The sequence below is a fragment of the Spirulina subsalsa PCC 9445 genome (assembly GCF_000314005.1).
Lineage (GTDB): Bacteria > Cyanobacteriota > Cyanobacteriia > Cyanobacteriales > Spirulinaceae > Spirulina_A > Spirulina_A subsalsa.
Map to the genome: position 1 here is coordinate 1,839,082 of NZ_JH980292.1, position 23,390 is coordinate 1,862,471.

General features: G+C 48.0%; 19 protein-coding genes and 1 pseudogene. 7 read left to right on the top strand and 13 right to left on the bottom strand.

Translation table 11 applies throughout. The annotated features are described in order from the left end of the window. Nucleotides 1-275 precede the first annotated feature (275 nt). Entirely contained in the window at nucleotides 276-1,517 is a 1,242-nt protein-coding gene (locus SPI9445_RS0108565) for a hypothetical protein (RefSeq protein ID WP_017304323.1), read from the top strand. Between the two features lie 96 nt (nucleotides 1,518-1,613). Here SPI9445_RS0108565 and SPI9445_RS0108570 read toward each other — a convergent pair whose 3' ends face one another. Then, complete coding sequence (locus tag SPI9445_RS0108570; protein ID WP_033373985.1) at nucleotides 1,614-2,534, bottom strand: pentapeptide repeat-containing protein; 921 nt, start codon at nucleotides 2,532-2,534, stop codon at nucleotides 1,614-1,616. Nucleotides 2,535-2,980: 446 nt separating this feature from the next. Between SPI9445_RS0108570 and SPI9445_RS0108575 the strand changes: the two genes are divergently transcribed. Continuing rightward, nucleotides 2,981-3,901, top strand: a complete 921-nt coding sequence (locus SPI9445_RS0108575) for an AEC family transporter (protein ID WP_017304325.1) — start codon at nucleotides 2,981-2,983, stop codon at nucleotides 3,899-3,901. Nucleotides 3,902-4,215: 314 nt separating this feature from the next. Here the strand turns inward: SPI9445_RS0108575 and SPI9445_RS24895 are convergent, their stop codons facing one another. The 6 genes from SPI9445_RS24895 to SPI9445_RS0108605 form a co-directional block, all read right to left on the bottom strand. After that, a complete protein-coding gene (locus SPI9445_RS24895) occupies nucleotides 4,216-5,856 on the bottom strand; it encodes a mechanosensitive ion channel family protein (protein WP_083883512.1) in 1,641 nt (546 codons plus the stop codon). After that, nucleotides 5,835-6,974 carry a glutamate--cysteine ligase gene (gene gshA, locus SPI9445_RS0108585; RefSeq protein WP_026079630.1) on the bottom strand — a complete coding sequence of 380 codons (1,140 nt, stop codon included), beginning with the start codon at nucleotides 6,972-6,974 and terminating at the stop codon, nucleotides 5,835-5,837. The genes SPI9445_RS24895 and gshA overlap by 22 nt, the downstream gene beginning before the upstream one ends. A 185-nt stretch (nucleotides 6,975-7,159) precedes the next feature. Then, nucleotides 7,160-8,662, bottom strand: coding sequence for a glycerol kinase GlpK (glpK, locus tag SPI9445_RS0108590; RefSeq protein WP_017304328.1), 1,503 nt, complete (start codon nucleotides 8,660-8,662; stop codon nucleotides 7,160-7,162). 248 nt (nucleotides 8,663-8,910) lie between these two features. Next, nucleotides 8,911-11,286, bottom strand: a complete 2,376-nt coding sequence (locus tag SPI9445_RS0108595) for an HD family phosphohydrolase (RefSeq protein ID WP_017304329.1) — start codon at nucleotides 11,284-11,286, stop codon at nucleotides 8,911-8,913. A 296-nt stretch (nucleotides 11,287-11,582) separates the two neighbouring features. Further along, nucleotides 11,583-12,485 (bottom strand): hypothetical protein, encoded by a 903-nt coding sequence (locus SPI9445_RS0108600; protein ID WP_017304330.1) that lies wholly within the window; start codon nucleotides 12,483-12,485, stop codon nucleotides 11,583-11,585. A 515-nt stretch (nucleotides 12,486-13,000) separates the two neighbouring features. Then, nucleotides 13,001-14,209, bottom strand: a complete 1,209-nt coding sequence (locus tag SPI9445_RS0108605; RefSeq protein ID WP_017304331.1) for a class I SAM-dependent methyltransferase — start codon at nucleotides 14,207-14,209, stop codon at nucleotides 13,001-13,003. Between the two features lie 157 nt (nucleotides 14,210-14,366). Between SPI9445_RS0108605 and SPI9445_RS0108610 the strand changes: the two genes are divergently transcribed. Then, nucleotides 14,367-14,864, top strand: coding sequence for a hypothetical protein (locus SPI9445_RS0108610; RefSeq protein WP_017304332.1), 498 nt, complete (start codon nucleotides 14,367-14,369; stop codon nucleotides 14,862-14,864). Nucleotides 14,865-14,912: 48 nt separating this feature from the next. Here the strand turns inward: SPI9445_RS0108610 and SPI9445_RS0108615 are convergent, their stop codons facing one another. Then, on the bottom strand, nucleotides 14,913-15,911 hold the full coding sequence (locus SPI9445_RS0108615; protein ID WP_033373986.1) for a Gfo/Idh/MocA family protein: 999 nt from the start codon (nucleotides 15,909-15,911) through the stop codon (nucleotides 14,913-14,915). Between the two features lie 378 nt (nucleotides 15,912-16,289). Between SPI9445_RS0108615 and SPI9445_RS0108620 the strand changes: the two genes are divergently transcribed. Beyond that, on the top strand, nucleotides 16,290-16,589 hold the full coding sequence (locus SPI9445_RS0108620; protein ID WP_017304334.1) for a ferredoxin: 300 nt from the start codon (nucleotides 16,290-16,292) through the stop codon (nucleotides 16,587-16,589). 28 nt (nucleotides 16,590-16,617) lie between these two features. Next, nucleotides 16,618-16,917, top strand: coding sequence for a ferredoxin (locus SPI9445_RS0108625; RefSeq protein ID WP_017304335.1), 300 nt, complete (start codon nucleotides 16,618-16,620; stop codon nucleotides 16,915-16,917). A gap of 105 nt (nucleotides 16,918-17,022) precedes the next feature. On the opposite strand, the gene SPI9445_RS24900 is transcribed toward SPI9445_RS0108625, so the two are convergent. Further along, the gene (locus tag SPI9445_RS24900) at nucleotides 17,023-17,889 is read right to left on the bottom strand and encodes a GGDEF domain-containing protein (protein WP_164674491.1); all 867 of its coding nucleotides are present in this window, start codon (nucleotides 17,887-17,889) and stop codon (nucleotides 17,023-17,025) included. A 403-nt stretch (nucleotides 17,890-18,292) separates the two neighbouring features. On the opposite strand from SPI9445_RS24900, the pseudogene SPI9445_RS32050 reads away from it, so the two are divergent. After that, nucleotides 18,293-18,445 (top strand): annotated as a pseudogene (locus SPI9445_RS32050) (IS200/IS605 family accessory protein TnpB-related protein); the annotation flags it as partial. Nucleotides 18,446-18,488: 43 nt separating this feature from the next. Here the strand turns inward: SPI9445_RS32050 and miaB are convergent. Both miaB and SPI9445_RS0108640 read right to left on the bottom strand, forming a co-directional pair. Next, a complete protein-coding gene (gene miaB, locus SPI9445_RS0108635; protein ID WP_071525270.1) occupies nucleotides 18,489-19,850 on the bottom strand; it encodes a tRNA (N6-isopentenyl adenosine(37)-C2)-methylthiotransferase MiaB in 1,362 nt (453 codons plus the stop codon). A gap of 208 nt (nucleotides 19,851-20,058) precedes the next feature. Then, nucleotides 20,059-20,277, bottom strand: a complete 219-nt coding sequence (locus SPI9445_RS0108640) for a hypothetical protein (protein WP_017304338.1) — start codon at nucleotides 20,275-20,277, stop codon at nucleotides 20,059-20,061. A 202-nt stretch (nucleotides 20,278-20,479) separates the two neighbouring features. On the opposite strand from SPI9445_RS0108640, the gene SPI9445_RS24905 reads away from it, so the two are divergent. After that, nucleotides 20,480-22,312, top strand: a complete 1,833-nt coding sequence (locus SPI9445_RS24905; protein ID WP_017304339.1) for an ArnT family glycosyltransferase — start codon at nucleotides 20,480-20,482, stop codon at nucleotides 22,310-22,312. Here SPI9445_RS24905 and SPI9445_RS28370 read toward each other — a convergent pair. Then, a complete protein-coding gene (locus SPI9445_RS28370) occupies nucleotides 22,264-22,500 on the bottom strand; it encodes a hypothetical protein (RefSeq protein WP_071525271.1) in 237 nt (78 codons plus the stop codon). The two genes, SPI9445_RS24905 and SPI9445_RS28370, sit on opposite strands and share 49 nt — an antisense overlap. Then, nucleotides 22,481-23,374, bottom strand: a complete 894-nt coding sequence (locus tag SPI9445_RS0108650) for a PhoH family protein (RefSeq protein ID WP_083883597.1) — start codon at nucleotides 23,372-23,374, stop codon at nucleotides 22,481-22,483. The genes SPI9445_RS28370 and SPI9445_RS0108650 overlap by 20 nt, the downstream gene beginning before the upstream one ends. Nucleotides 23,375-23,390 lie beyond the last annotated feature (16 nt).

Consider the following 23,390-nt stretch of genomic DNA (forward strand, 5'->3'; position numbering starts at 1 on the left):
GCGGTGTCCTGTTTGTTTGAGTGAATATACTCTGATAATAGGTTGCTTCAGAGGCTTCTGCATTGATCTCAATCAGGAGATGGGGGGAATTTAACACCATTTTTAGGTGATAAGATGGGGTAGAACAGGGTAAGGAGAAAAGGAATTAGCGATGATGCAGATCACCCCATTTGACGCCATATTAGTCACAAGGGAGTTTCAGGCAAGGGCGATCAGCATAGGGTGTGAGGCAATGGTCTAGAGTCATCAGTAACTATACTTAAGCAATAGTTCTTATGTTTGACCAGTTACAAGAAGTTCTCAAGCAAGGGGAAAAATCGGTAACATATTCCCCCATTCTGGCGCGTTTGATCGGGGGAGTGACGGCAACGGTTTTGTTAGATTATATCTTGAGTTATCAGGAGGCTGGAATTTCCCCTAATTGGCTTAAATTAAGCCCGCAACAGCTAGAAGAAGTAACAGGACTCTCGGCTGAAGAACAGAAGGCGGCACGGGATTTATTGCGTCGTCGAGGCTTTTTAAGAGAACAGTGGGTGGGACAACCTGAAACACCTATTGCGGTACAAGTGGATGGGGCTGAATTGTTAGGAAAATTAGAAAAGATGAAACTATTTTTTCCACTTTCTGAGCCAGAAAAGTCTATTTCTTCCCTACTGCCACCAGAAAATCAGACTCAATCTGAAAATACTTCAGAGGCGAAAAGTTTAGTTCAAACTACAGAATTCTCCAAACTTGAAGCGGTTTCTCCTGCTCCCATTGACCCTTATTTTCACTCAAGGCGAAACTATAACATGATAGGAGTCAGTCCCCATTATCAATTTGCTGGGCCTTGGGAATCGCAAGAAGAATTTGAGGAGTTTCAATGGGCTTTATTAGAATATTTTACCCAAAAAGGGGTAGATAATCCATCAGGTTTTGTCTTTAAAATTATTGATAGTATTACGAAAGGGTTGGTTTCTCCTTTTTGGGAGGAATTTAAACGGGGAGAACCATTAGGAGCGAGTCAAAAGATCCAACGGGATTGGGAAATTGCCCCCGGTGTGCCTTATCCGGCCTTTGAGGAGGAACGGATTCAGTATTATTTACAGAAAAAAGAACCCCTCGAAATGGCTGTAGCGAAAGCGCGGAAAGAATTGCGTGATCCTCGCTTGGCACAAGACTTATGGGATGGTTTTTTGCGGAAATGCGATCGCCTGGCTGACGACGGACTTAAAGCACAAAAGTTAGGTGTTAAAACCCCCTATCTTCCATCTGCTTTTACCGAGAAAAAAACCGTGACGAAAGAAAGTGTCATGGAAAAATTAGCCCAGTTAAACAGTCAAGTTAATGTCCCCCCTTCCCTAGAGCCAAATAAAGCCCCTAAAAGTGATGCCAGTCCTCCTCCCTCCCTAGAAAGTTTACAAAAAGCCTATCAAAATCCGTTAGGTCGAAAGATTGTAGAACAACAGTTACAAAAGCATCCCGAATGGGGGTATAAAATCGTGGAGGGGCAAATCGTGGATAGTTTACCCTTTTAAGGGGGATCTCTTAGACGTTTCGAGTTTGGCAGAAGTGGAGAAATAGTTACAAGAAAAGGGGGGTGAATTCCCCCACCACGATTTCTGCTCACCATCCTACAAGTGAATGCGACCATCGGGGAGAATAGCGCCGGAGAGTTTCGCCCCGGTGAGTTTAATAAAGAGGCGATCGCCTTTGCCCACTTTGGCATTGCGTAAGTCTGCCTCCCGTAGGTCTGCCCCGCTAAAATCAGCCCCAATTAAGTTCGCTTCTTGGAGATTAGCCCCGCGTAAATTAGCCTGTAACAAATTCGCCCGAAACAAATTGGCTTGAGATAAATTGGCGGACTCAAAATTAACCCCGTGGAGAAACGTATCACTCAAGTTAGCCCCACTAAAATCCGCCCCTTGAAAATTGCGTCCTGAGAGGTCTTTTTCGGTTAAATCTGCCCCTTTAAAGTCTTGACCACTGTAGTCAGCATAGTAGGGTCTACGGTAGTGGGGTTGAGGGGTGGGGTCACTTGGAGGGGGGGTGTGCGATCGCTTAGTTTCATAACAGGGATCCCAATTGGAGGAAGGGGGGGGAGTGTTGCTAGATCGCCGACTCTCAGAATGCTTAGTTTCATAACAGGGATCCCACTCCGATCGAGGAGTAGCATTCGGGGTAGAATGGCGTTCATGAGGTCGTGTATAAGTCGCACGAGAAGCTGAAGAGTACCCATAGGCAGAATACCCCGAATTAGAAGCCCCATAGCCCGAATTCACCCCACTAGAATAACTCGCCGCAGGACGACTATAGGCCGCTTTTTTCGCTTCTGCCACCGGATTAGACCGTTGAATAGACCGTAAATAATCCCGTGCTTCATTAATCGCCTTTAGCTTCTCCACCGCCTTCTGTAACAATCTAGGATTATCATGGGGAATGCGGTCGGGATGCCAAATAAAAGCCAAGTCCTTATAAGCTTGGTTCACTTCTTCCAACGATGCACCGGGTTCTAACTCCAAAACCTTGTAGTAGTAATCCATATTGTTTCTCATGCCCCCCTCCTTGGCATAAACCCACTATAACCTTTTGCGGGAAACTGCACACAGCAACCCAGCCCATGCTGGAGAGGTAACATTGTTGGAACGGCCAAATTAATCACTGTAGGCATAAGCATCATTGATAAGTGACACTGGTGCAAAGCATAAGATCATCCTATAGGCGATCTCCATATTGTGACCACTTTCTGCCCAAATTACGGAAAAGTTTAATAATTTGGCTTTCCTTGCCCACCCTTACTCCCTCACCAAAGGCAATAAGCTTAAATCCGAATTAAGATTCTTCCCCTCCCCCAAAATCCTGATCAACAGGAACATTTACTCATTAATGCCCTTGGTATAGTAAGGAGAAAGAGCCGTCCTCGGATCCTCTTTCTCCCCTTGTGGAAGGGGAGCTTAAAGGGGGACTCCCCCGCTTTTTCCTATCTCCTAAACCCTAAATTATGTTTGATTTAAGCGCCCAACTTATTCCGTTGTACACCAAACTCATTGGCGGGGTGTTAGTGGGCTGGCTTTTAGGCCGAACGTTACCACAATCCACCTGTACAAACTTAGGAAAATTTCTCTTCTGGGTAGGAGTTCCTTTGGGTAATATTATTTTCCTCCGTTGGGCGGATTTATCGAATACCCTTTGGATTTCTCCCCTCATTGCCCTCATTGCCATTGTATCGGGAGCAACCTTAGCGGCAATCTGGTTAAAATTGCAGTCTCATGATTGGACTTCTCCCCGTCAGGGGAGTTTTGTCCTTACGTCTATGGTGGGCAATACCGGATATTTAGGCTATCCCATTGTTCTCACCCTTGCCGGAGAACAACATTTTGCCCTAGCCTTGTTTTACGATATGTTTGGAACGGTTGTTGGTGCCTATGGTTTAGGCGTGATTCTGGCGGCCTATTTTGGCAAAGCGACTAAACAACATTGGGAACTGTTTATCGAAACACTCCGTAATCCGATTTGGTGGGCGTTTGCCTTTGGTTTATTCTTCCGTCAAGTGGTTTTACCTGTCCCGGTTGAAAGCACCCTGAAAGGGATTGGTTGGGGGGTGATTAGCCTCTCCTTGGTCTTAATTGGAATGCGTTTAAGTCAATTGCACTCTTTCCGTCAATGGCGGTCAGTTTCCATTAGTTTGGGCATTAAAATGATTCTGATTCCCCTGGTTTTTGGCTTAATTTTAGCCGGATTGGGGATTCGTGGCATGACTCAGTTAGTCCTGGTGTTACAGATGGCAATGCCCCCTGCTTTTGCGACGCTGGTTTTAACGGAAACCTATGCTTTAGATTGGGAATTAACGGTCAGTGCGATCGCCATTGGGTCGATGGGTTTACTTCTAACCCTTCCGGTGTGGGTGTTTTTATTTGGTTAATCGGGATTAAACAACCCTAGGGGTTGCTGAAAAAAACCAACCCTAGAATTAACAAGGGAATAGGGAATAAGTCTTAATTCCCCGTATCCCCCCTGTTCCTCACCTGGAGCAGAGTTATTCAGCACGCCCTATGGTAGGGTCTGCTGTTCGCGAAGCGTTGCGTAGCAATATATCCCTCTAAGCACTGTTAGTAGGACTTTCGATTGGGAGCGAGAAACTAAAAGGTTTTAGGGATAAATCATCAAAAAGGCTTGCCTTTTTTTGATTCCCCCTGTTCCCTGTTTCCCATCCAGAGTAGAGTTATTCAGCACGCCCTATGGTACGTCTTCATCGGCCATAATTCTAGGTTCATAATCCCGCAGAATTCTATAGGTTGGCGTTAATAACTCAATCTGGGCTTCAGTGCATAAATCCTGTATATTCTGGTGCAGTTCTGAGTAAATTTTCTCCATGACGGTGGGCGCGTTTGTATAGGCATTTAATTCATACAAAACAGCTTGAGAATCCAGTTGGGTTTGTAGAACAAAACTGGCAGGATCGGTCAAAATATAACGAGTCTGTGCCGCCGCATTGAGCAAGACTTTATGGACAATCTGCCAAGGAACCTCATAGCTAATCTGGATGGTGGTATGTAATAATAGGGGCTGTTTTTTCTCGCGTAAGGCGGTGCTGTAGTTAATCACCACCCTCTGGTTTAAAAGGTGGTGGGGTAGGGTGACAATTTCATTTTTAATGGTCCGAATGCGCACTGTCAATAAATTCTTTTCTAAGATTGTGCCTTTAATCTCCCCAATTTGTACCCGATCGCCTAGGGTATAAGGACGATTGTAGGTGAGAAAAAATCCGGCGATCGCATCCTGAATAAAATCACGACTCCCCCATAGCCCAATCCCTAGCAACAACAGGAACACACCGCTTAACAGGGGGGAAGCAATAAAGGGCAAAAAGGGATAAGCCACAACAAAGGCAAGGGTAACAATACCCAGTCGCGCTAACTGGTAAGTCGGCCATGCCCAACTGGGATCAAATTGTTCTAGTTTAATCTCTTCTTGGGCAACTTTTACACTCAATTTATGGGCAACTCTCAGGAGAATGGCGGTGATGAATAACACAACCCCTAAGCCTATCAGTTTTAATAATTCTGCCCAAAAAATAGGGCTAAAAATACCTAATGTATAGCCCAAAAACTGCACAATTTGCCAACCGATGCCCTTCGTCCAAGGAAATAGGCATAAAACCAAGATTATATAGAGAGTCAGCCAAATGAAAGACAATCCTAGTTTAAGCCATTGAATACCCCTCAAAAGCCAATGCTGCACGCGCTGGGGGTTCAAGATTTGTTGATTTTGAATGGCTATTCCTAGGCGTTTTTCTTGATAAGAAAGGTTAACTTTTTTCACTAACAAATTGACTTTTTTGTTAATCTGTGATAAACCTAAGAAGAGTAGTAGGGTGGCCAGTGCTGTCCATAAACCGCTAACGACCAGATTTTGAACGCTACGTTCTTGGCGGTATTGACGAATGGCTCGGTCGAACACGACTAAGTAGGTTCGGGCTAACTGTTGCCTTGTTTGCTCTTGAGCGGTTGCATCAAGTTCTGTGAGGGTGAGTAGGACTTGATCGCCAATAGCGAGGTTAGTCATGTCTCCCACCTCCTCCTGTCGGAGGGAACTGAGGGGGATGGATAGGTCATTAGCGGCTTTCGTGAGGCGATCGCTAGTTGTTCTGGCTCGTTCCTGTACCGATAATTCCCCAATGCCTTGTTCTAGAGTAAAGAGGGTTTGATCCCCCAAGACGACAGGGGCTTTAATCGGTTCGGTTTCAGTAAAGGGAGTTTGGGGAAAACCGACCCCCGGAGTTACTAAACAAAAGAGGGCTGTCACCAGTCCCAACAGCAGACTTTTCCAGGATGAATGAGGGATTACAAGAGAGTTCATGCGGCGACTAATTGGCATAATTTGTCCTCTAAGTCCTGTTCTTGTTGCTCTAAGGCAATAATAGCTTGCTGGAGGATTTCCGATGGGGTAAGGCCTTGTTCAATTTGGGCTAACCATTGCTGGGCTGTGTTGCCTGTGCGGAGGATCTTTTTCACAGGGGAGAGGAAACAACTGTAACCTTGGGGTTTTGCGATCGCCCACATTTGGGGATATAACTCCTCAATCCAATCCCGGGCGGACAACTTCCGGCCATCTTGCCAATGGTGTAGAATCGCGTCTAAACTTTTTTCGGCCACAGCTTGTTCATTGCGATCGCCCAATTCGGCCAATTCTTCCGGCGAAAAACAACTAGACTGTAAAGGGTCTAAACCCGGATCTGCCAACATTTGGCTAATTCTCGCCTCTAAAAAAGCCATAATCCCTAACAACGCAATTGGATCCGTCACTAAGTCACAAATGCGTAACTCTAGACGATTCAAATTGTAGGGACGGCGATCGCCATTGGGACGCACCGCCGACCACAAATGCCGCACATTCTGCATTGTACCGATTTCTAACTGTTCTTCGGTCCAATCAATAAAATGACGATGATCCCGAAAGAGGGGGACTTGGGCGGGGGTTTTCGGGAAAACACCCCAGCGCGTGGAATGATACCCCGTCACCTGACCATCTAAAAAGGGAGAAGAAGCACTCAACGCCAGATAGAGGGGAGCCTCCAAACGAATTAAACGACAAGCGCGGAGAATCTCATCGGGATCATCAATCCCCACATTAATATGAATACTGGCCGTGACCACCTTAGTCTGGTAGGTCTGCTCAATATAAGTATGATAGGGATTTTGAGGGTCAGACCGATAAAAGCACCCACTGTCCCCCAGAGACAACGTACTACCTGGAACAAGGGTATAATCCCCCAAGCCTTTTAAATAAGTGCGCAAACGTTGCCGAGGGCGCACGAGAGCGCACAATAAACGGTCATAGGCTGCATAGGGAGCCGTGGTGTACTCCACATTCCGACTATCGGGTTCTCGCACAAATCCGGTCAAATCCCGTACAATCCGATCCGATAACCCCACAATCTCCCCTTGGGGTGTTCCGGTGTACATCTCAACTTCAAAACCTTTGGATAGCAGCACGCTTTTTTCTCGACTTTAACTAGGCTGGGACTATCTTCTATTTTAGGGGGTGGCGGACTGTTCGTAGTTGCGCTTCAGCGCGCATTTTCGGGCTGAAGCCCAACAACGAGCAACTGGGTTCGTAATTGCGCTTCAGCGCGCATTTTCGGGCTGAAGCCCAACAACGAGCCAACAAAGAGCCAAAACTAATGGATCATCCAATCCTTCGCTCGTTCCACAGCCCTTAACCATACCTGAAAATGGGCTTGAGCTTGTTCCTGTCCCTCACCGGGGGTAAACGTGCGGTCTACTCGGCGCTGGGCAATTAAATCCTCATAACGCGGCCAAAAACCGGCCGCTAGACCTGCCCCAAAAGCCGCCCCTTGCGCCGTTGCATCCAAGATTTCAGGACGTTCTACCGGAATCCCTAAAACATCGGCCTGAAACTGCATTAAAAAGTCATTGCGAGACGCGCCCCCATCGACCTTTAATAAACCAATGGGCTGGTCAGCATCCTTATTCATCGCGTCTACCACCTCTTTCACTTGGTAGGCAATGGATTCTAAAACCGCCCTTACCAGATGTTCCCGTTTCACCCCTCCGGTAATGCCCTGAAAAGAGCCTCGGGCTTTCATATCCCAGTGGGGCGCACCTAAACCACTTAAAGCGGGGACAAAATACACCCCATTGTTATCCGGCACCGACTCGCAAAGGGCTTGAGTTTCTGCGGCACTGTGAATTAAACCTAAACCATCTCGCAGCCATTGAATACAAGCGCCAGAGGTGAACATAGCGCCCTCTAGAGCGTAGTTGGTTTGTTGCTCCTGAGTCCAAGCGACGGTAGAGAGGAGTTGATTGTGCGATCGCGTCAAACTTTCCCCCGTCTGTGCCACCAAGAAACAGCCCGTCCCATAGGTACATTTTAATAAACCCGGGCGATCGCATCCATGGGCAAACAAAGCCGCCTGTTGATCCCCAAAAATCGCCATAATCGGGATTTCCACCCCAAATAACTCCGGATTCGTCGTACCGAAACAGCCTAAACTAGGTTTAATTTCCGGCATGATCTGACGCGGAATGCCAAACAAACTCAATAACGCCTCATCCCAATTCCCCGTCGCCAAATTCATCAACATGGTACGGCTAGCATTACTATGATCCGTTGCGTGGACTTTGCGCCCCGTCAACTGCCACAACACCCAACTATCAACCGTTCCCGCCATTACATTCTCTAAATTGACCTCGGGCTGGTTTTCTTTCACCCAATCCAACAACCAAGCCAATTTAGTCGCGGAAAAATAGGCATCTAACACTAATCCCGTCCGTTCTTGAATCTCTGCGGCCTTTCCCTCGTCCCGCAATTGATTACACCGGGCTGTTGTACGGCGATCTTGCCAGACAATAGCCTTATGAAGGGGTTGCCCAGTGGTTTTATCCCACAACAAACAGGTTTCGCGCTGCACCGTTAAACCAATGGCCGCAATTTCCGAGGCCAAAGTGTCCGTATTGACCAACACATCCCCCATCATTTCCCTGGTATCCCGCCAAATCGCCGAGGGATCATGTTCCAGCCAACCGGGTTGGGGATAGTATTGGGTCAGTTCCTTATAAGCTTGACCCACCATTGCCCCTTGTCGATCAAACAAAATTGCACGAGTTCCGGTGGTTCCGACATCAAGGGCAAGGATGTATTTAGCGTTACTTGTCATTGCTCTACTTTCGTCACTGCATCCCTAGAAAGGGTTTGAGTTGACCTTAGCAGTTTTTGGGTGCAAGTTCGACCGGGGGTGAATTTTTAACCTGTTCACTCCCCTATCTCTCTTGCTTAATAAGCATCTACGGGGATATGTAGCACCTCACACCATTTCAATTTCAAATGATAGGGGGTAGGGAGAATTGAGTATTAATAATTATCCCCTTTTGCCTCTTGCCTTTTGCCTATTCCCACCTGACCATTTCACTGATTACTGCTTACAGTTTGAGGGGCGGCTTGCTTGTCCAAAATCGCTTTAGGATAGGCAATCCGTTGATGATTGTATTGCTGCCACACTCGGATAAATACTTCTGCAATCACGGTTAAATCTTCCCGTTTTAAGCCGGAGTCTACCAGTTGATTATCTTGCCAACGGGCTTTAAAGATTTTGTTCACCATGTTTAAGGCCGTTTCGGGGGTAGCATCTTTGAGCGATCGCAAGGCCGCCTCACAAGCATCTGCTAACATAACAATTCCGGTTTCCCTCGACTGGGGAATGGGGCCATCATAGCGAAAGTCTTGTTCATCAATTGTCTCGCCTTCTGCTTGGGCTTGTTGACTGGCCTGAAAATAAAAGTAGGAAATCAAAATTGTCCCTTGATGTTCGGGGATAAAGTCCCGCACGGCTTGGGGTAAATTGCAACGTCGAGCCATGACTAAGCCCTCGCTGACGTGCTTTTTGATGATCTCTGCACTTTGCCAAGGATCGTTAATTGCATCATGTTTATTAGGCCCGCCCATCTGGTTCTCAATAAAACCCAGAGGATCGTGCATCTTGCCAACATCATGATACAACGTTCCGGCTCGCACTAATTCAACGTTGCAGTGCAGTTCTCGGGCGGCGGCTTCGGCGAGGGAGGCCACAAATAAGGTATGTTGGAAGGTACCCGGGGCTTCAGTTGCTAATCGCTTCAGTAAGGGGCGGTTGGGATTAGACAGTTCCGCTAAACGGATGGGAGTTACAAGATCAAAGACCCGTTCTAAATAGGGAGAAACCCCTAAAGCGACCACACACCAAGCTAAACCCGAGACTCCAAACACCATTGCACCCGGTAAGACTAGGGAGACTAGGGCGGCGGTGGTGGGGGTGCCGACGAGTGTCATGACCAAATAGACAACACCCTGGGTTACTCCTACACCGACTCCCAAGAGGGCTAATTCTTCTCGCGATCGCAAGCGCCCTCCCATAAAAGCCGCCAATAAGCCACCCGCTGCCCCAGCAAGGAAACCTTCCCACGCTAGGCCTACCCCACTCCCGGCACTGAGGGAACCAAAAACGGACAATCCGGTAATCAGGGTGACTTGGGTTGCGGCTAAGACAGGATGGTAAAAACCACTAACTAATAAGGCTACGGCCGCCACATTATTCTGATTAAACTGCATTAAGAGGGGGGTACTCACACTGAGTAAACAGAGCAGAATGCGATCGCGACAGCGTAGACGCACATTCCAACGACTCCGCACCCCCCAAAATATCCCCACAGCCCCAGTGACTAGGGCGCTGGTAATCAGTAGCCCTCGCCAGTTAATACTCCGTTCACTGGCGTTCAGTTGATCCAATAGGAGAAAGGCTTTCCGGTCAATTTCTTGACCACTGCGCACAATCATCTCGCCCCTTTGGATTTGATACACCACGGGTTCAATTTTTTCGGCGGCCTGTTCAGCCAGTCGTCGAATGGCCTCCTCATCCCGTTCTAAGTTCGGTTTGACCATTTCCGTCAAAAGCTCGACCCCCAGGGGGGTGGTTAAAACTGGAACTTCAGAGACTAACTGCACTTGAATGGCTTCCCGTTTCAGGTCTTCGGGCATTCCCCGATGAATCCCTTGGGCTAAAATCCGGTCCAGGGCTACCTGGAAACCATCCCGGGTGCTTTCCCAGGTGCTATCCCGTAGGTCAAGGAGGCGTAACTTATAATTCCGTTCACGCAGTGTCTCGGGACGAGAATGGGCAATGGATTGTTGACTACTGGTGAATTCCTTCAAGGCTTGACTATAGCCCAGCCTTACGGTGTCAATTTTGGTCAACAACTGCATCAGGGCTAAGTCCCCTTGGGCGGTGCCGTAATTTTCCAGTTCTTCTAGGGCTTGTTGGGCATTTAAACCCAAGGGACTGGGAACTACAGCGTCTTGGAGTCGGGCGTTCTGCTCTGAGTCTTCTGGGTCCGGTTCGACCGGACGGGGTAGCTCTGGGAGGTCAAATTCTGCTTGAAGTTGACTGACCATGGTCTGCCAGTCTTCTTCGCTAATGGCGCGTAGGTGGCGTTGACTGGGTAGGGATAACACATCATCGGAGACAAAGGGAAAAGCCCCAGCCATGCGCCGCATTTGTTCGACTTGGGCTAAAAAGGCTTCTAAATCCTGTCGGGTTTTGGCGGTAACTTCAGGATTTAGTTTGAGAACTTCGGAGGCTCCGGTTTCTGCGACCTTGCGTTGTTCACGGGTTAGTTCTTCATCCACCACTTGCACATCTTCCTCAGCCCAAATGGTTTGAGGGGCAATCATGCCCGGTTTTAAGCGGGGTTGATTATAGAAGCGATACCCCACCACACTGGTTAAGGAAACGACCACAAACACTAACATCATCGGATTGGGGATGGTGTTTCTCTGACTTTTAGGGGGTGTTGTCTTGACTCGCTTGGAGGGCGCGGAGTTAGACCTTGACGGATTAGACCGTTGCCACCGGGTAAGTCGTTGTGTGAAGAAGTCCAGGGTTTTCATAAGCCGTGTGAGTTGTGAGTGGGGCAGTCTCTGCCTGGTGAGATGCAATCTAGAGAGTGAGTGAATGGGTAATTATTGATATTGTACTGAGTGGTGATTTTTAAAGGAGAATGACGCATCCTAACACAGATCCTAGGGGGCATTTCAAGGGGGAGCTTTTACCTACGCTGGGAGATGACGGATAGCTGGGGACGGGATTGCAGATGCCCGGAGGGTGCGATCGCCTCTTGGGACAGATCCCGATTAAGGGGGTAGGCCCCAGACCAGGCGGCAAATAACGCCCCGATGGGTTCAAGGAGGGGGGATAGATCCCTCGATAAACGCCAAGCAATGGGAAGGCTACTCAGACTGTTGTACACTCCCGACAGGGCTCCGGTTAACTGTAGGGTGCAGTGGGGGGCGGGTGTTTGGTGTAAAGCGCGCTGGAGGCTGGTGGCTAAGTCCTCGGGGGTTGCTGCCCAGTTATAAAGAGCCATCCAAATGGGGCTAGCTGGCGCGTTAAACCCTTGGTTTTGATGATGTGATAGGCTCAAAGGCTCATCCCGGTTGAGAGCGGTTTTTAGGCTTTCTAGGGGGGGGCTGAGTTGGGGGCAGTGGGACACTACCCAGTGGTGCAGTTGCTCTAGTCCTAGGCGGGGTTTTGTGCCTTGCAGTGCGATCGCCATACTTTGCCCCCACAATAACACCTCGGCTACAGACCCAGACTCCCTCAAATAGTCCCCGGCCAAGCCCCGCAACCCTTGATCTAACAAGTCCGGTTGATCATGCCAATACAAAATTAAGGGCAAACTCATCACCGCCACCTCTGCCTCGGTCATCCCCTCTCCTGATGAGGCGAATTTATCCCCAGCCCAATCCCCCTCTCGGAGATGTCTTAAATCATCGGGGGAATTTCCGGTGATTAAGTGCTTTAGAACACAAAATTTAATTTTCTTTGTCAGAGAATAAGATCCCGAGAGACTCAATCGGGTGGTGTCCTGACCAAAAACCTTGGGGCAATGTTCTACTATCTCACTCCCCACCCATCCCCCTTGAAACCGACTGAATAAAGAATAATTCATGCTCTTCCTCCGAGAACCCCTATTGCCTCTTGGGCGAGGTTGTTGATTGCCTGACCCACTCTGTCCAACGCCGACCCTCACCGAAAGAGTCGCTCCTTTTTATGCTAGTCCAGAAATTTAATTCCCGACAGGCACGAACCGACCGTTAATTGCTGATGCTATCTAGGGTCTGCTGTTCGCGAAGCGTTGCGTAGCAATATATCCATCTAATCACTGTTAGTAGGGCTTTGAGTGGTTTAGGAGCGAGAAAGTGCAAGGTTTTAGGGATAAATCATCAAAAAGGCTTGCCTTTTTCCGATTCCCCTTCCTGTTCCCCGTTCCCTGTTTTCCACCCAGAGTAGAGTTATTCAGCAAGCCCTATCTAACGGGGGCTTGAAAAAGTCCAAACGTGACCAGACTATGTTCTTTGAGAATGACGTTATCAGGGTCAAGACACCTCGGAATGTGTGCCAATTCGCGGCTCTGTTAGCAATGGCTATGAACCAAGAATCCCCGTCTTTTTAGAGCGAGGAGTGTCAACCTATCCCAAAGGGATCATGAGGAATCTCTAAACCCCTTAAAATTATACCTTCCTGTTCAATCGTCAAACCCTTGCCTTGGACTAACACCCCAAATCCCCCCAATCCATCAGGATTCATCAGTTGATGCAGTGCATCCCGACGCTTTAACACCTCCAGAATTCCCAAGGTTCCCCCCGACAATGGGGCTAAACGTTCCCCTAATCCTAAAGCCATTAAAAATAGGGCTTGTTGAGTAAAGCCAAGGGTTTTTACCCCCCATAACTCGCCCTGTTTTTCCAAGGCGGTAAAGTTCACATGAGCGGTAATGTCTTGATGACCTAAATTAACGTAGGGGTTATTATGGCGATGGTGTTGATAGTAGCATTGCAACGTCCCGTTATGACGTTGGGGGTGATAGTATTGAAGGGCAGAATACCCATAATCAATCGTGATAATATAACCTTGCTTGAGTTTTTGACTCAAGATTTTAAGCCAATCCAGAGCCGCTAAATTAACCTCTGTACGATAGTTCTCGGGATAAGTCGAGTCGAATAAATTAATTTGCAAAAACTCAAAATACTCCTGAAGTTTTGGGGTTGAAAGTTCTCCGATGGTTTCCCTAGGCTTCCCCTCCTCAAGGGTGATATAGATTTCCCGTAATGTCCCCTCCTGAACTGTGACTTGATGCACCGGAAAAGCATCGATGAGTTCGTTGGAAAAACAACAGCCTATTACAGAACAATTCGGTAAACTTTCCCAACTGTGCCACTCCACAACGATTCCCTGTGTTAAATAATCTGCGAGTCGCTCTTTTTGGTGGCGGATCAGTTGGGGTGAAGCCTCAATAATTAAATATTGTAAAGATTGTAATAAATCAGGATAATTTATGCTAAGAAAATGTAGAATATCCCTAGCACATTCTCCCATTCCTGCTCCCATTTCTAGAACTTGGAAGGGGTGAGGGTGTCCCAAAATTTCCCAAATTTGTTGAAGTTGTTGGGCGAGTAATTCACCAAAATCTGCCCCGAGGTGGGAGGAGGTGAAAAAGTCCCCTTGGTTGCCGATGGTGGAAATCCCGGTGCTATAGTAGCCCGATTGGGGATGGTAGAGGACTAGGTTCATGTAGTCGGCGAAGGTGATACGTTGGTGAGGGGATTGTCTAAGGCGATCGCGCAGAACACCCACTAATAATTCACTATTCGGCAGTGTAGGCAACTCAGACATTCAGAATCCAACCTTAAAATAATGGCTCAATATTGCTATCCTATTAAAGAATTGTTGTTTTTTCTATGACAAAAAATTAATTTTTCGGCACATTATCCGTTTTTGATGCGTCTATAAGATGAATCAACTCTTGCAGTTTGTTCTAAGGTCAAGTCCCATGAAACGTTTACTGCATTCTTCGCTCAGTGCCAGTTTTCTCACTCTGCTTTTAATTACTTGTAGCCATTTTTCCCAAGCATCGGGAGGCAAGAATACACTGTTGGCACAAGCTCAAGTCTGTGCTGATGGAGTTTCTCCCGAATATTGCTTATGTGCGGCGGAAGCGGAGGCCAATTATAACCAGCAAGGGGATAATTTAGCCGAAGATGCCAAAGAAGCCGAAAAATGGCGAGTTTGGCGGGAATATACTCTGAATCTCCAACAATGTCATCGTTTCTTGTCTTCCGGGGAACGGGAAGCGGTGTATAGGGATGAGTGTTTAACTCAGTTTAGTGATTTACCGAATCCTGAACAATATTGTAGTTGTCAGGTGGCGTTGGATTTGGACGTAGAAAATACGTTTCGTCAGGGTAATGTTAACGTCAGTGCGGAACTGTTCCAAGAATTTGGACAACGGAAAATCATCTGTGCATCCTATCTTCACACTCAACCCTAGGTAGGGCTTTCGGGAGTCGGGAAAACTGCTCAATTCCCGACTCTCGCCTTAACAAGGGGCAAGGGTGACTTTTTCCCCGGTTTCTACGGAATGGCGAATGGCATCGGCAACGAGGAGGGCATAATAACTCTGGCGGGCGTGAACGTACAGAGGCTTTTGGTCTAGTAGGTAATCTAAGACCAATTGGGTGTCTTGTTGGAATAAACCGCGCCGACGGCTGACTTCTAGGGGGGTTTCCTGCTCTCCTTGGATGAGTTTTCCGGTTTCCCCCGCAAAGACTAGGGTTCCTTGTTCTCCGTGGAGTTCTAGGGTACGGGTACTTTGCCAAAAGGTTTCCCCTTTGCCATAGACGAGATCGGCGATCGCACCATTGCGGAATTCCAGTTGGGCGGTGGCTAAACAAGCCCGAAAATACTCGCTTTCGGGAACATCCCAATAGCGCAATGTTCCTCGAACGCTGGCCACTTCTCCCCAAATGTTGGTTAGGCGATGAAGACGAGACAGGGCGGCGGTGAAGGGAAACCCAAAGAGACTTTTATGATAGGTCCACCGTCGGGAAACGGGACGCTGGGGGGTAATGGTGATATAGCGCCCATAGGATACTTCCCCAATCTGCCCTAGGGACTGACGTAGGGCTTGATGTACGCCCCCCAACAGTTCGATATGTTCAACATGGAGCAATTTCCCTTGCTGTTCGGCCAGGGCTAGGAGAGTTTGACCGTCTTGGGGGGAAAGGGCGAGGGGATACTCTAAAACAACGTGTTTGCCTGCTTCTAGGGCTTTTTGGGCAATAGGGGCATGATCCTGATTAACCGTGGCAATGATCACTAAGTCAAGCTGGGGATGCTCAACGAGGGCTTGCCAAGAAGGGGCGGCCTGAATCTGATACTCCTGACAAAAAGCCTCGGTATTTTCCCGACTGTAGCCCGATACCGTGACCAAGTGCGATCGCCTATCCCCTTGGATCGCCTCCGCTCGTCGTTTTGCCGCGTATCCCGTCCCGACAATCCCCACTCCCATTACTGATTCTGATTTATGCTCACCCATTGGATTTTTCTTTCTCTTTTCCTATATTAAATTATGTTAATAATAACTTAAACTAATCATAAAAAATTAGGTAATTTCTGGATCTCTGACTTCCCCCTTAAGATATAAAAACTTAGAACTGTTAAAGATTCAGGAAAAAATAGCTTTCCCCTAGAGGGCAGTCCATCCTCTGCAAAAAATATAATTAAAACTTATTATAGGACTGATTCAGAATTCCATTACTAATGCTCTCTAAACTGATCATAATTTTCCCGTAGTATCAAAAATGAACGGGATTGACTTTCCCCGGCACAAAGGCATAACCTTAAGCCGGAAAGTCCAATCATGGCTGCTATCCTAGCAATCCAACCGACGACCAATTTCTAGAGGAGTTCACTCATGGCGACCTATAAAGTCACCCTGATTAATGAAGCAGAAGGGCTAAATACCACCATTGATGTAGCCGATGATGAGTATATTTTAGACGCGGCCGAAGAACAAGGCTTGGATCTGCCCTACTCCTGTCGTGCTGGTGCTTGTTCCACCTGTGCAGGGAAACTGGTTTCCGGTACGATTGACCAATCCGATCAGTCTTTCTTGGATGATGATCAAATCGAACAAGGTTTTGTGCTGACTTGTGTGGCTTACCCCACCTCTGACTGCACGATTGAAACCCACCAAGAAGAAGCACTGTACTAATTCAATAAATTTCTAGAGGAGTTCACACATGGCGACCTATAAAGTTACCCTGATTAGCGAAGCAGAAGGGCTGAATACCACCATCGAAGTACCTGATGATGAGTACATTTTAGATGCGGCTGAGGAACAAGGGATTGATTTACCCTACTCCTGTCGTGCTGGTGCTTGCTCTACCTGTGCAGGGAAAGTCACGGCTGGAACTGTTGATCAATCTGATCAGTCCTTCTTGGATGATGATCAAATTGCTGCCGGGTATGTGCTGACTTGTGTCGCTTATCCCACCTCTGACTGTACGATTCAAACCCACCAAGAAGAAGAACTGTACTAGAACAAGTTTTTTCGGTTCAGCACAGGGGGATCTCAAGGGATCTCCCTTGTTATACTCCCCCGTTAGGTTCAAGTATAACGGGGGATTCTTGTTCGTCAACTTAAGTTAACGTAAAACTTGATTGCGTCCTCTGGCTTTGGCGAGTAATAGTTTTTCATCAGCCCGTTGTAATAGACTTTTACCTTGGGGTTCATCCTCTAGTTTTAATTCAGCAATGCCTAAGCTAATGGTGACACTGAGGGAGAGTTCAGGTTCTACGAGAAAGGGTTGTTCTGCAACGGCACGACGTAACCGTTGGGCGATGACTTCGGCTTGATCGAGATTGGCTTGTTTAAACACCACAACGAATTCTTCCCCACCGTAACGAAAAATGGTATCAAGGGGACGCAATTTCCGCTTGATCCGGGTGATGAGTAGCTGGAGAATGCGATCGCCTACTAAATGCCCATAGTTATCATTCACTGCCTTAAAGTAGTCAATATCGACCACGGCTATAGACAGAGGAACATAGTGTTTACGGGCGTTGTAGACTTGGCGGGGTAAGTCCCAATCTAGGGCGCGACGATTGCCAATTTCTGTTAGGGGATCACAAAGGGCAATGGTGGATAAATAATCGTTTTCCTGCATTAATGTTCTGCATTTTTGACTCCACAATAAGCCGATTTCTAAATGAGATAAGAATAATTCTTTTTGAGCTTTTGCTTGATTTTTACTCAAAGAATCAGGCGAAATAATATCTAAATATTCATCGACTCCTTGACTCAAAATTTGTTTCTTGTGTAAGCAATAGGACTGTAAATTAGAGTCAGTTTTTTCTGATTTATTTTGAGAATTTATGGCTAAAAAATAGATCCATCGACCATAGGCTTTTTGTTTCACAGATTGACATAATCCTTGGTCAATCAATACCGTATTTTCTAAGATAACAACATCCGGTAGATGGGCTTTAATTGCCTGTACTACTTCGTCCATAGATGCTCCTTTTACCCAAGTTGAATTGAGGGGCGCATTTTGTTCAGTCAGGGTGGATAGGAACTTATGATTTCCAATTAGTAAGATCGAAGTAGTCATAACCCATTGATCTAGTGTGAGGAAGAAAGGGAGTTATATTGGATCAAATGGCTACATAAGGGGTTAGGCGAGGGGGTAAGACTTGGGTTGTGCTGGATGATGCCGAGTCCCTGATTGCCAAGATAGACTGTCTCTATCATTCTGTACAAACCAACTCGGAAGAATTTCTGAATAAGTCTGGCTTCGGGAAGATAAGGTTATCAAAACTTCATAAAAGGGGTATTTTTATGAAGTTTTGATGAACATTTATTGGCGACAAAAATCAGTAGATGTACGCAATCTTTATCTAACCTAAAAGTTAGCTGATGCTAAAACGCCTCAACTCAATGCAGAAACAGGCTGTTATCCAACGCTCTATAAAGGCGGATGCTATAAGCTACAGGGCTATGAGCAGATTGAAATCAAGGTGTTTACAGGCACTGACTGGGTTTGGACAACCGTTCAAATCACGGGGCTATGTAGGGTCTGCTCCCGATTCCCGATTCCCGACTCCCTGTTCCCTAATTAGCCACCAAAACCGGATCTAACAACGGTTCTCCTGTCAAACTAAACGCCCGAACTTCGGTAATTTTCACAGGTACCGTTTTCCCCTTTAACTCCCTTAAATCCCCCTTAAAAAAGGTTAAACGATTCCCCCGCGTCCGTCCCATCACCTGACTCAGATCCTTGGGATTCACGTCCTCCACTAACACCTCTTCAAGACGGCCTGCATAGCGTTGAGAACGTTCGGCGGCCTTCACCTCCACCAAACGATTGAGACGTTGTAGGCGATCGCGCTTCACCTCCTCACTTAACTGATTCTCCCACAGCGCCGCCGGAGTCCCCGGACGCGGAGAATAGGCCGCCGTGTTCAACTGATCAAAGCCAATATCAGCCACCAACTGCAACGTCCTCTCAAACTGCTCCTCCGTCTCTCCCGGAAACGCCACAATCGCATCCGCACTAATCGAAGCATCCGGCATCAACTCCCGAATTTTATTGATAATGCGGCGGTACTTCTCCTGAGTATAGCCCCGCGCCATCGCCTTCAATACTTCATTATCTCCCGACTGGAACGGGATATGAAAATGCTCACAGACCTTCGGCAACTCATGGCAAGCTTGGATCAAACGTTCCGTAAAATAGCGTGGGTGACTCGTAGCAAAGCGAATCCGGTCAATTCCCGGCACATCATGGACAAAATAGAGTAAATCCGTCAGGGTGTGCTTATGTCGTCCATCCCTCGTACTCCCGGGCAAATCTCGTCCATAGGCATCAATATTTTGCCCCAGTAGCGTCACCTCCTTAAACCCTTGGGCGGCCAACTCTTCCATCTCTGCACGAATAGCCTCGGGAGTCCGAGATTGTTCCACCCCCCGCACATTGGGCACCACACAGTAAGTACAACGCTCATTACAGCCATAAATCACATTAACCCAAGCCGTCACCGTGCTATCGCGGCGGGGTTTCGTGATATCTTCGACAATATGAATCGGTTCCGTGGCCACCACTTGACTCCCGGCCAGCACCTGTTCCAGTAAATCCCCCAAACGATTGGCGTGTTGGGGTCCCATAACCAGATCCAATTCTGGCACCCGACGCAGGAGTTGTTCTCCCTCCTGTTGGGCGACACACCCGGCCACAATTAGAGTTAAGTTGGGATCCGTTTGTTTCCGTTTCGCCTGTCTGCCGAGGTAAGAATAAACTTTTTGTTCCGCGTTGTCCCGAATAGTACAGGTGTTGTAAAGAATCACATCAGCTTGATAGGGGTCTTCTTCCCAAATCAAGCCCATTTCATCCAGAATACCCGCCATCCGTTCGGAGTCGGCCTTATTCATCTGGCAACCAAAGGTAGTGATGTGATACTTACGGGATGCGGTCATGGGTGGTTTTATCGCGTACAAGTGGTTATTAGGTTAACACATTTTCTTCTCTTGACGTACTCCCCGCCCGCGCATAGACGGGGATTCTACCTAGGGCTTACTGAATAACTCCGAGTGGGATTCGGGCGATATGCCTATCCCTGCGGCAAGACAAAACCTCCTGATGACTCAGGAGGTTTTTGAGATGATCTAACCCTCGGTTGGGACATTAAACGGATTTGTGAAAGACAGCAAAGGAGTTTAGGAGCGTGGAAGGACAGGCCTCACGCTGGACTTCTCCCCGTTTTAGTGCTGCTTCAAGTTTGGCGATCGCCTCCATCTCGGAAGACTGAAAAGAGCGAATGGCCAGAATTTGACGGATGAGACTCTCGGATGCAACACTTAAACAACCTGTCTCCAAAGCAGACTTAACAAGTGCGTAAATCATAATGAATTAGCACCCTGATTGGTTGACTGCTTCTAGCATAGACAAATCTTTGACTAGAAGAAATTGATTTGAGGCGATCGCACAGGTGATTCTGCTCACAACAAGGGGTCAGGAAATTGAGTATTGAGTCTTGATGGCCCACCTCTCGTCAAATAGAACCCTTTCAAGCTAAATTAGGTCTGATTAAGCGCATTGTGTGAGGATGGAGGGCGTGATTCACAACTTGAACACTTGGTGGCATCACTTGGAGAAAAATCCCCAGAAAACTGGATGGTTTTGTGGGGTATCTTTAGCAATCATTGCCGGAATTGCCTTCTTGCTAGCCTTGGGTAGCACCCCCTTAGTGGACGAAACCGAACCCCTGTTTGCTGAAGCTGCGCGACAAATGACCGTAACCGGGGATTGGATTACCCCCTACTTTAATCAAGAAACCCGCTTTGATAAACCGCCCCTCATTTACTGGTTAATGGCGATCGCCTATCACCTCCTCGGAGTCAATGAATGGGCGGTGCGTCTGCCTTCGGCCCTCTCGGCCATTGGTTTAATGGTCTTAGTTTTCGTCACCCTACGTCGTTGTGGCTTGGCTCGCCCCAAAAATGCCCAGCCTGAAGCCCTCCACAGTCGTACCAGTCAGCGTCAACTGTGGCTTTCCCCTTGGATTGCTGCGGCGTTGTGCGCCCTCAATATTCAAACCATCGCTTGGGCGAGAACTGGAGTTTCCGATATGTTACTGAGTGGCTGTATGGGGGGAGCGATGTTATGTTTTTTCTGTGGCTATACAGCCCCTCAAGAGGCCTCAGAACGCCGAATTCTCCCCAATGGGTGGTACATCGCCTTTTATACTCTCCTCGCCTTGGCGGTCTTAGCGAAAGGCCCTGTGGGGATTGTTTTACCGGGTCTGACCATTATTCCCTTTCTGCTCTATGTGGGGCAGTTTCAGACCGTCTGGCGAGAAAGTAAGCCCCTGTTCGGTGCCCTGTGGTTTGCTCTGTTAACGGTGCCTTGGTATGTGTTGGTCATATTAGATAATGGTCAAGACTATATCGACTCATTTTTTGGCTATCACAATGTAGAACGATTTACTCAGGTGGTCAATGAACATTCTGCCCCTTGGTTTTTCTACTTTCTAGTGGTGTTGGTGGGCTTTTTGCCTTGGTCGGTCTATTTACCTTGGGCGATCGCACGTTTACGCTTTTGGCAGCCTCAACTGTGGCGACAACAGCCCCGCTCCGCTCATCTGGGGATTTTCGCCCTCGCTTGGTTTACGAGCATTTTTGTCTTTTTCACCATTGCCGTGACCAAACTCCCCAGTTATGTTCTCCCCCTCCTGCCTGCCTCGGCTATCTTAGTCGCCCTACTCTGGAGTGATCTCCTCACCCGTGAATCGACCTCGGAGCAAAAACCCTGGGGGATGTGGTGGACTGGGGGCGTTAATGGTCTATTCCTCTTGGCGCTAGGGATTGCCTCTTGGCGGATTCCCCAATTTATGGGTTTTGATCCCGCGGCTCCGAATTGGGATCAGGTGGTGGATCAAACGCCTTTCCCGGAAATTGGAGCCGTGATTTGGTTGCTCGGATTCGGTGCGATCGCCTTTTGTCTCATCCTCTCCCGTTATCGTCACTGGATTTTATTGATTAATCTCGTGGCCTTTACCAGTTTTCTGTTATTCAGCGCTTTACCCCTGTTGGATGTTGCCATCGGACAGCGACAAAATGCCCTCAAGGCACTCTCCCTAGAAGCTAGTCAAGTGATCCAACCCGAGGAACAAATGATGATGATTGGCTTCTGGAAACCTAGCATTGTCTTTTATTCCCATATTCCCACGCTCTTTTTCTCCCATACCCCCATCGCGCTCAACCATTGGCGAGAGGAGGCCGATAGCATACAGCCAGAGGATAGTTTATTGTTGATTTCCTATCCCAATTCGGTGGAGCAACTCAATTTAGAACCCCAAGATTATGAGATTTTGGCGGAAAAGGGAGCTTATCAATTGTTTCGTTTTTCCCCTCGGGTGTTGTTGGAACGGAATCCTTGATCAATAGGGAATAGAGGAGCAGGGGAACAGGGGGGCAGGGGAGAGGCAATCTCCCGATTCCCGACTCCCGACTCCCGATTCCCGATTCCCGATTCCCGACTCCCGATTCCCGATTCCCGACTCCCGACTCCCGATTCCCGATTCCCGATTCCCGATTCCCGATTCCCCCTAACGCTCAAACTGCTCATAGGCGGCCACAATACGCTGTACCAAGGGATGACGCACGACATCACTAGAAGTTAGATGACAAAAGGCAATCCCTTCAACAGATTTAAGGATTTTTTGCGCCACCACTAAACCCGAATCTTGAGCCGATCCTAAATCGGTTTGGGTAATATCTCCTGTAACCACCATACGAGAGCGAAACCCCAAGCGCGTTAACACCATTTTTAACTGGGCTGGGGTGGTGTTTTGGGCTTCATCTACAATGACAAAAGCATTGCTCAGGGTGCGGCCGCGCATATAGGCGAGGGGGGCGACTTCGATTTTGCCTCGTTCCATGAGGTCGGGGATTTTTTCCGGGTCGATGAACTCGTAGAGGGCATCATAAAGGGGACGCAGGAAGGGGTTCACTTTTTGCTGTAAGTCACCGGGTAAAAAACCCAGCTTTTCCCCCGCTTCTACGGCCGGACGGGTGAGAATCAGGCGATCGCATTCATCACTCAACAACGCCTTCACCGCCAACACCGCCGCTAAAAACGTCTTACCCGTCCCGGCCGGCCCCACACAAAACGTAATATCGTGGGTTTGAATCGCTTTAATATATTGCCGTTGTCGGAAGGTTTTCGCCCGGATCGCTTCCCCCCGTCGGGTGTGGGCGAGAACACTTTTCTGTAAATCTTGATACTCGTCGGTCTGCCCAGTGTCGAGGGCATGAAAGGCCGTTAAAATATCCGCTTGAGCAATGGTTTTGCCCTCTTTCCAGAGCGGTTTGAGCGATCGCACCACTTGAGAACAGCGTTCTACCGCTTTCGGCTGACCCGAGAGCCACAATTCTAGGCCTCGCATCACCACCTGAACCCCCGTATGGCGGGAGAGGAGTTGTAAGTTCTCCTCCCGCATCCCCGCCAAGGCGATC

Bases quoted from the DNA above. Each gene is read 5' to 3' on its own strand.
- SPI9445_RS0108565 (WP_017304323.1), top strand. From the start codon at position 276: ATGTTTGACCAGTTACAAGAAGTTCTCAAGCAAGGGGAAAAATCGGTA.
- SPI9445_RS0108570 (WP_033373985.1), bottom strand. From the start codon at position 2,534: ATGAGAAACAATATGGATTACTACTACAAGGTTTTGGAGTTAGAACCC.
- SPI9445_RS0108575 (WP_017304325.1), top strand. From the start codon at position 2,981: ATGTTTGATTTAAGCGCCCAACTTATTCCGTTGTACACCAAACTCATT.
- SPI9445_RS24895 (WP_083883512.1), bottom strand. From the start codon at position 5,856: ATGCCAATTAGTCGCCGCATGAACTCTCTTGTAATCCCTCATTCATCC.
- glpK (WP_017304328.1), bottom strand. From the start codon at position 8,662: ATGACAAGTAACGCTAAATACATCCTTGCCCTTGATGTCGGAACCACC.
- SPI9445_RS0108595 (WP_017304329.1), bottom strand. From the start codon at position 11,286: ATGTTAGTGTTTGTGGTCGTTTCCTTAACCAGTGTGGTGGGGTATCGC.
- SPI9445_RS0108600 (WP_017304330.1), bottom strand. From the start codon at position 12,485: ATGAATTATTCTTTATTCAGTCGGTTTCAAGGGGGATGGGTGGGGAGT.
- SPI9445_RS0108605 (WP_017304331.1), bottom strand. From the start codon at position 14,209: ATGTCTGAGTTGCCTACACTGCCGAATAGTGAATTATTAGTGGGTGTT.
- SPI9445_RS0108610 (WP_017304332.1), top strand. From the start codon at position 14,367: ATGAAACGTTTACTGCATTCTTCGCTCAGTGCCAGTTTTCTCACTCTG.
- SPI9445_RS0108615 (WP_033373986.1), bottom strand. From the start codon at position 15,911: ATGGGTGAGCATAAATCAGAATCAGTAATGGGAGTGGGGATTGTCGGG.
- SPI9445_RS0108620 (WP_017304334.1), top strand. From the start codon at position 16,290: ATGGCGACCTATAAAGTCACCCTGATTAATGAAGCAGAAGGGCTAAAT.
- SPI9445_RS0108625 (WP_017304335.1), top strand. From the start codon at position 16,618: ATGGCGACCTATAAAGTTACCCTGATTAGCGAAGCAGAAGGGCTGAAT.
- SPI9445_RS24900 (WP_164674491.1), bottom strand. From the start codon at position 17,889: ATGGACGAAGTAGTACAGGCAATTAAAGCCCATCTACCGGATGTTGTT.
- miaB (WP_071525270.1), bottom strand. From the start codon at position 19,850: ATGACCGCATCCCGTAAGTATCACATCACTACCTTTGGTTGCCAGATG.
- SPI9445_RS0108640 (WP_017304338.1), bottom strand. From the start codon at position 20,277: ATGATTTACGCACTTGTTAAGTCTGCTTTGGAGACAGGTTGTTTAAGT.
- SPI9445_RS24905 (WP_017304339.1), top strand. From the start codon at position 20,480: ATGGAGGGCGTGATTCACAACTTGAACACTTGGTGGCATCACTTGGAG.
- SPI9445_RS28370 (WP_071525271.1), bottom strand. From the start codon at position 22,500: ATGAGCAGTTTGAGCGTTAGGGGGAATCGGGAATCGGGAATCGGGAAT.
- SPI9445_RS0108650 (WP_083883597.1), bottom strand. From the start codon at position 23,374: ATGCGGGAGGAGAACTTACAACTCCTCTCCCGCCATACGGGGGTTCAG.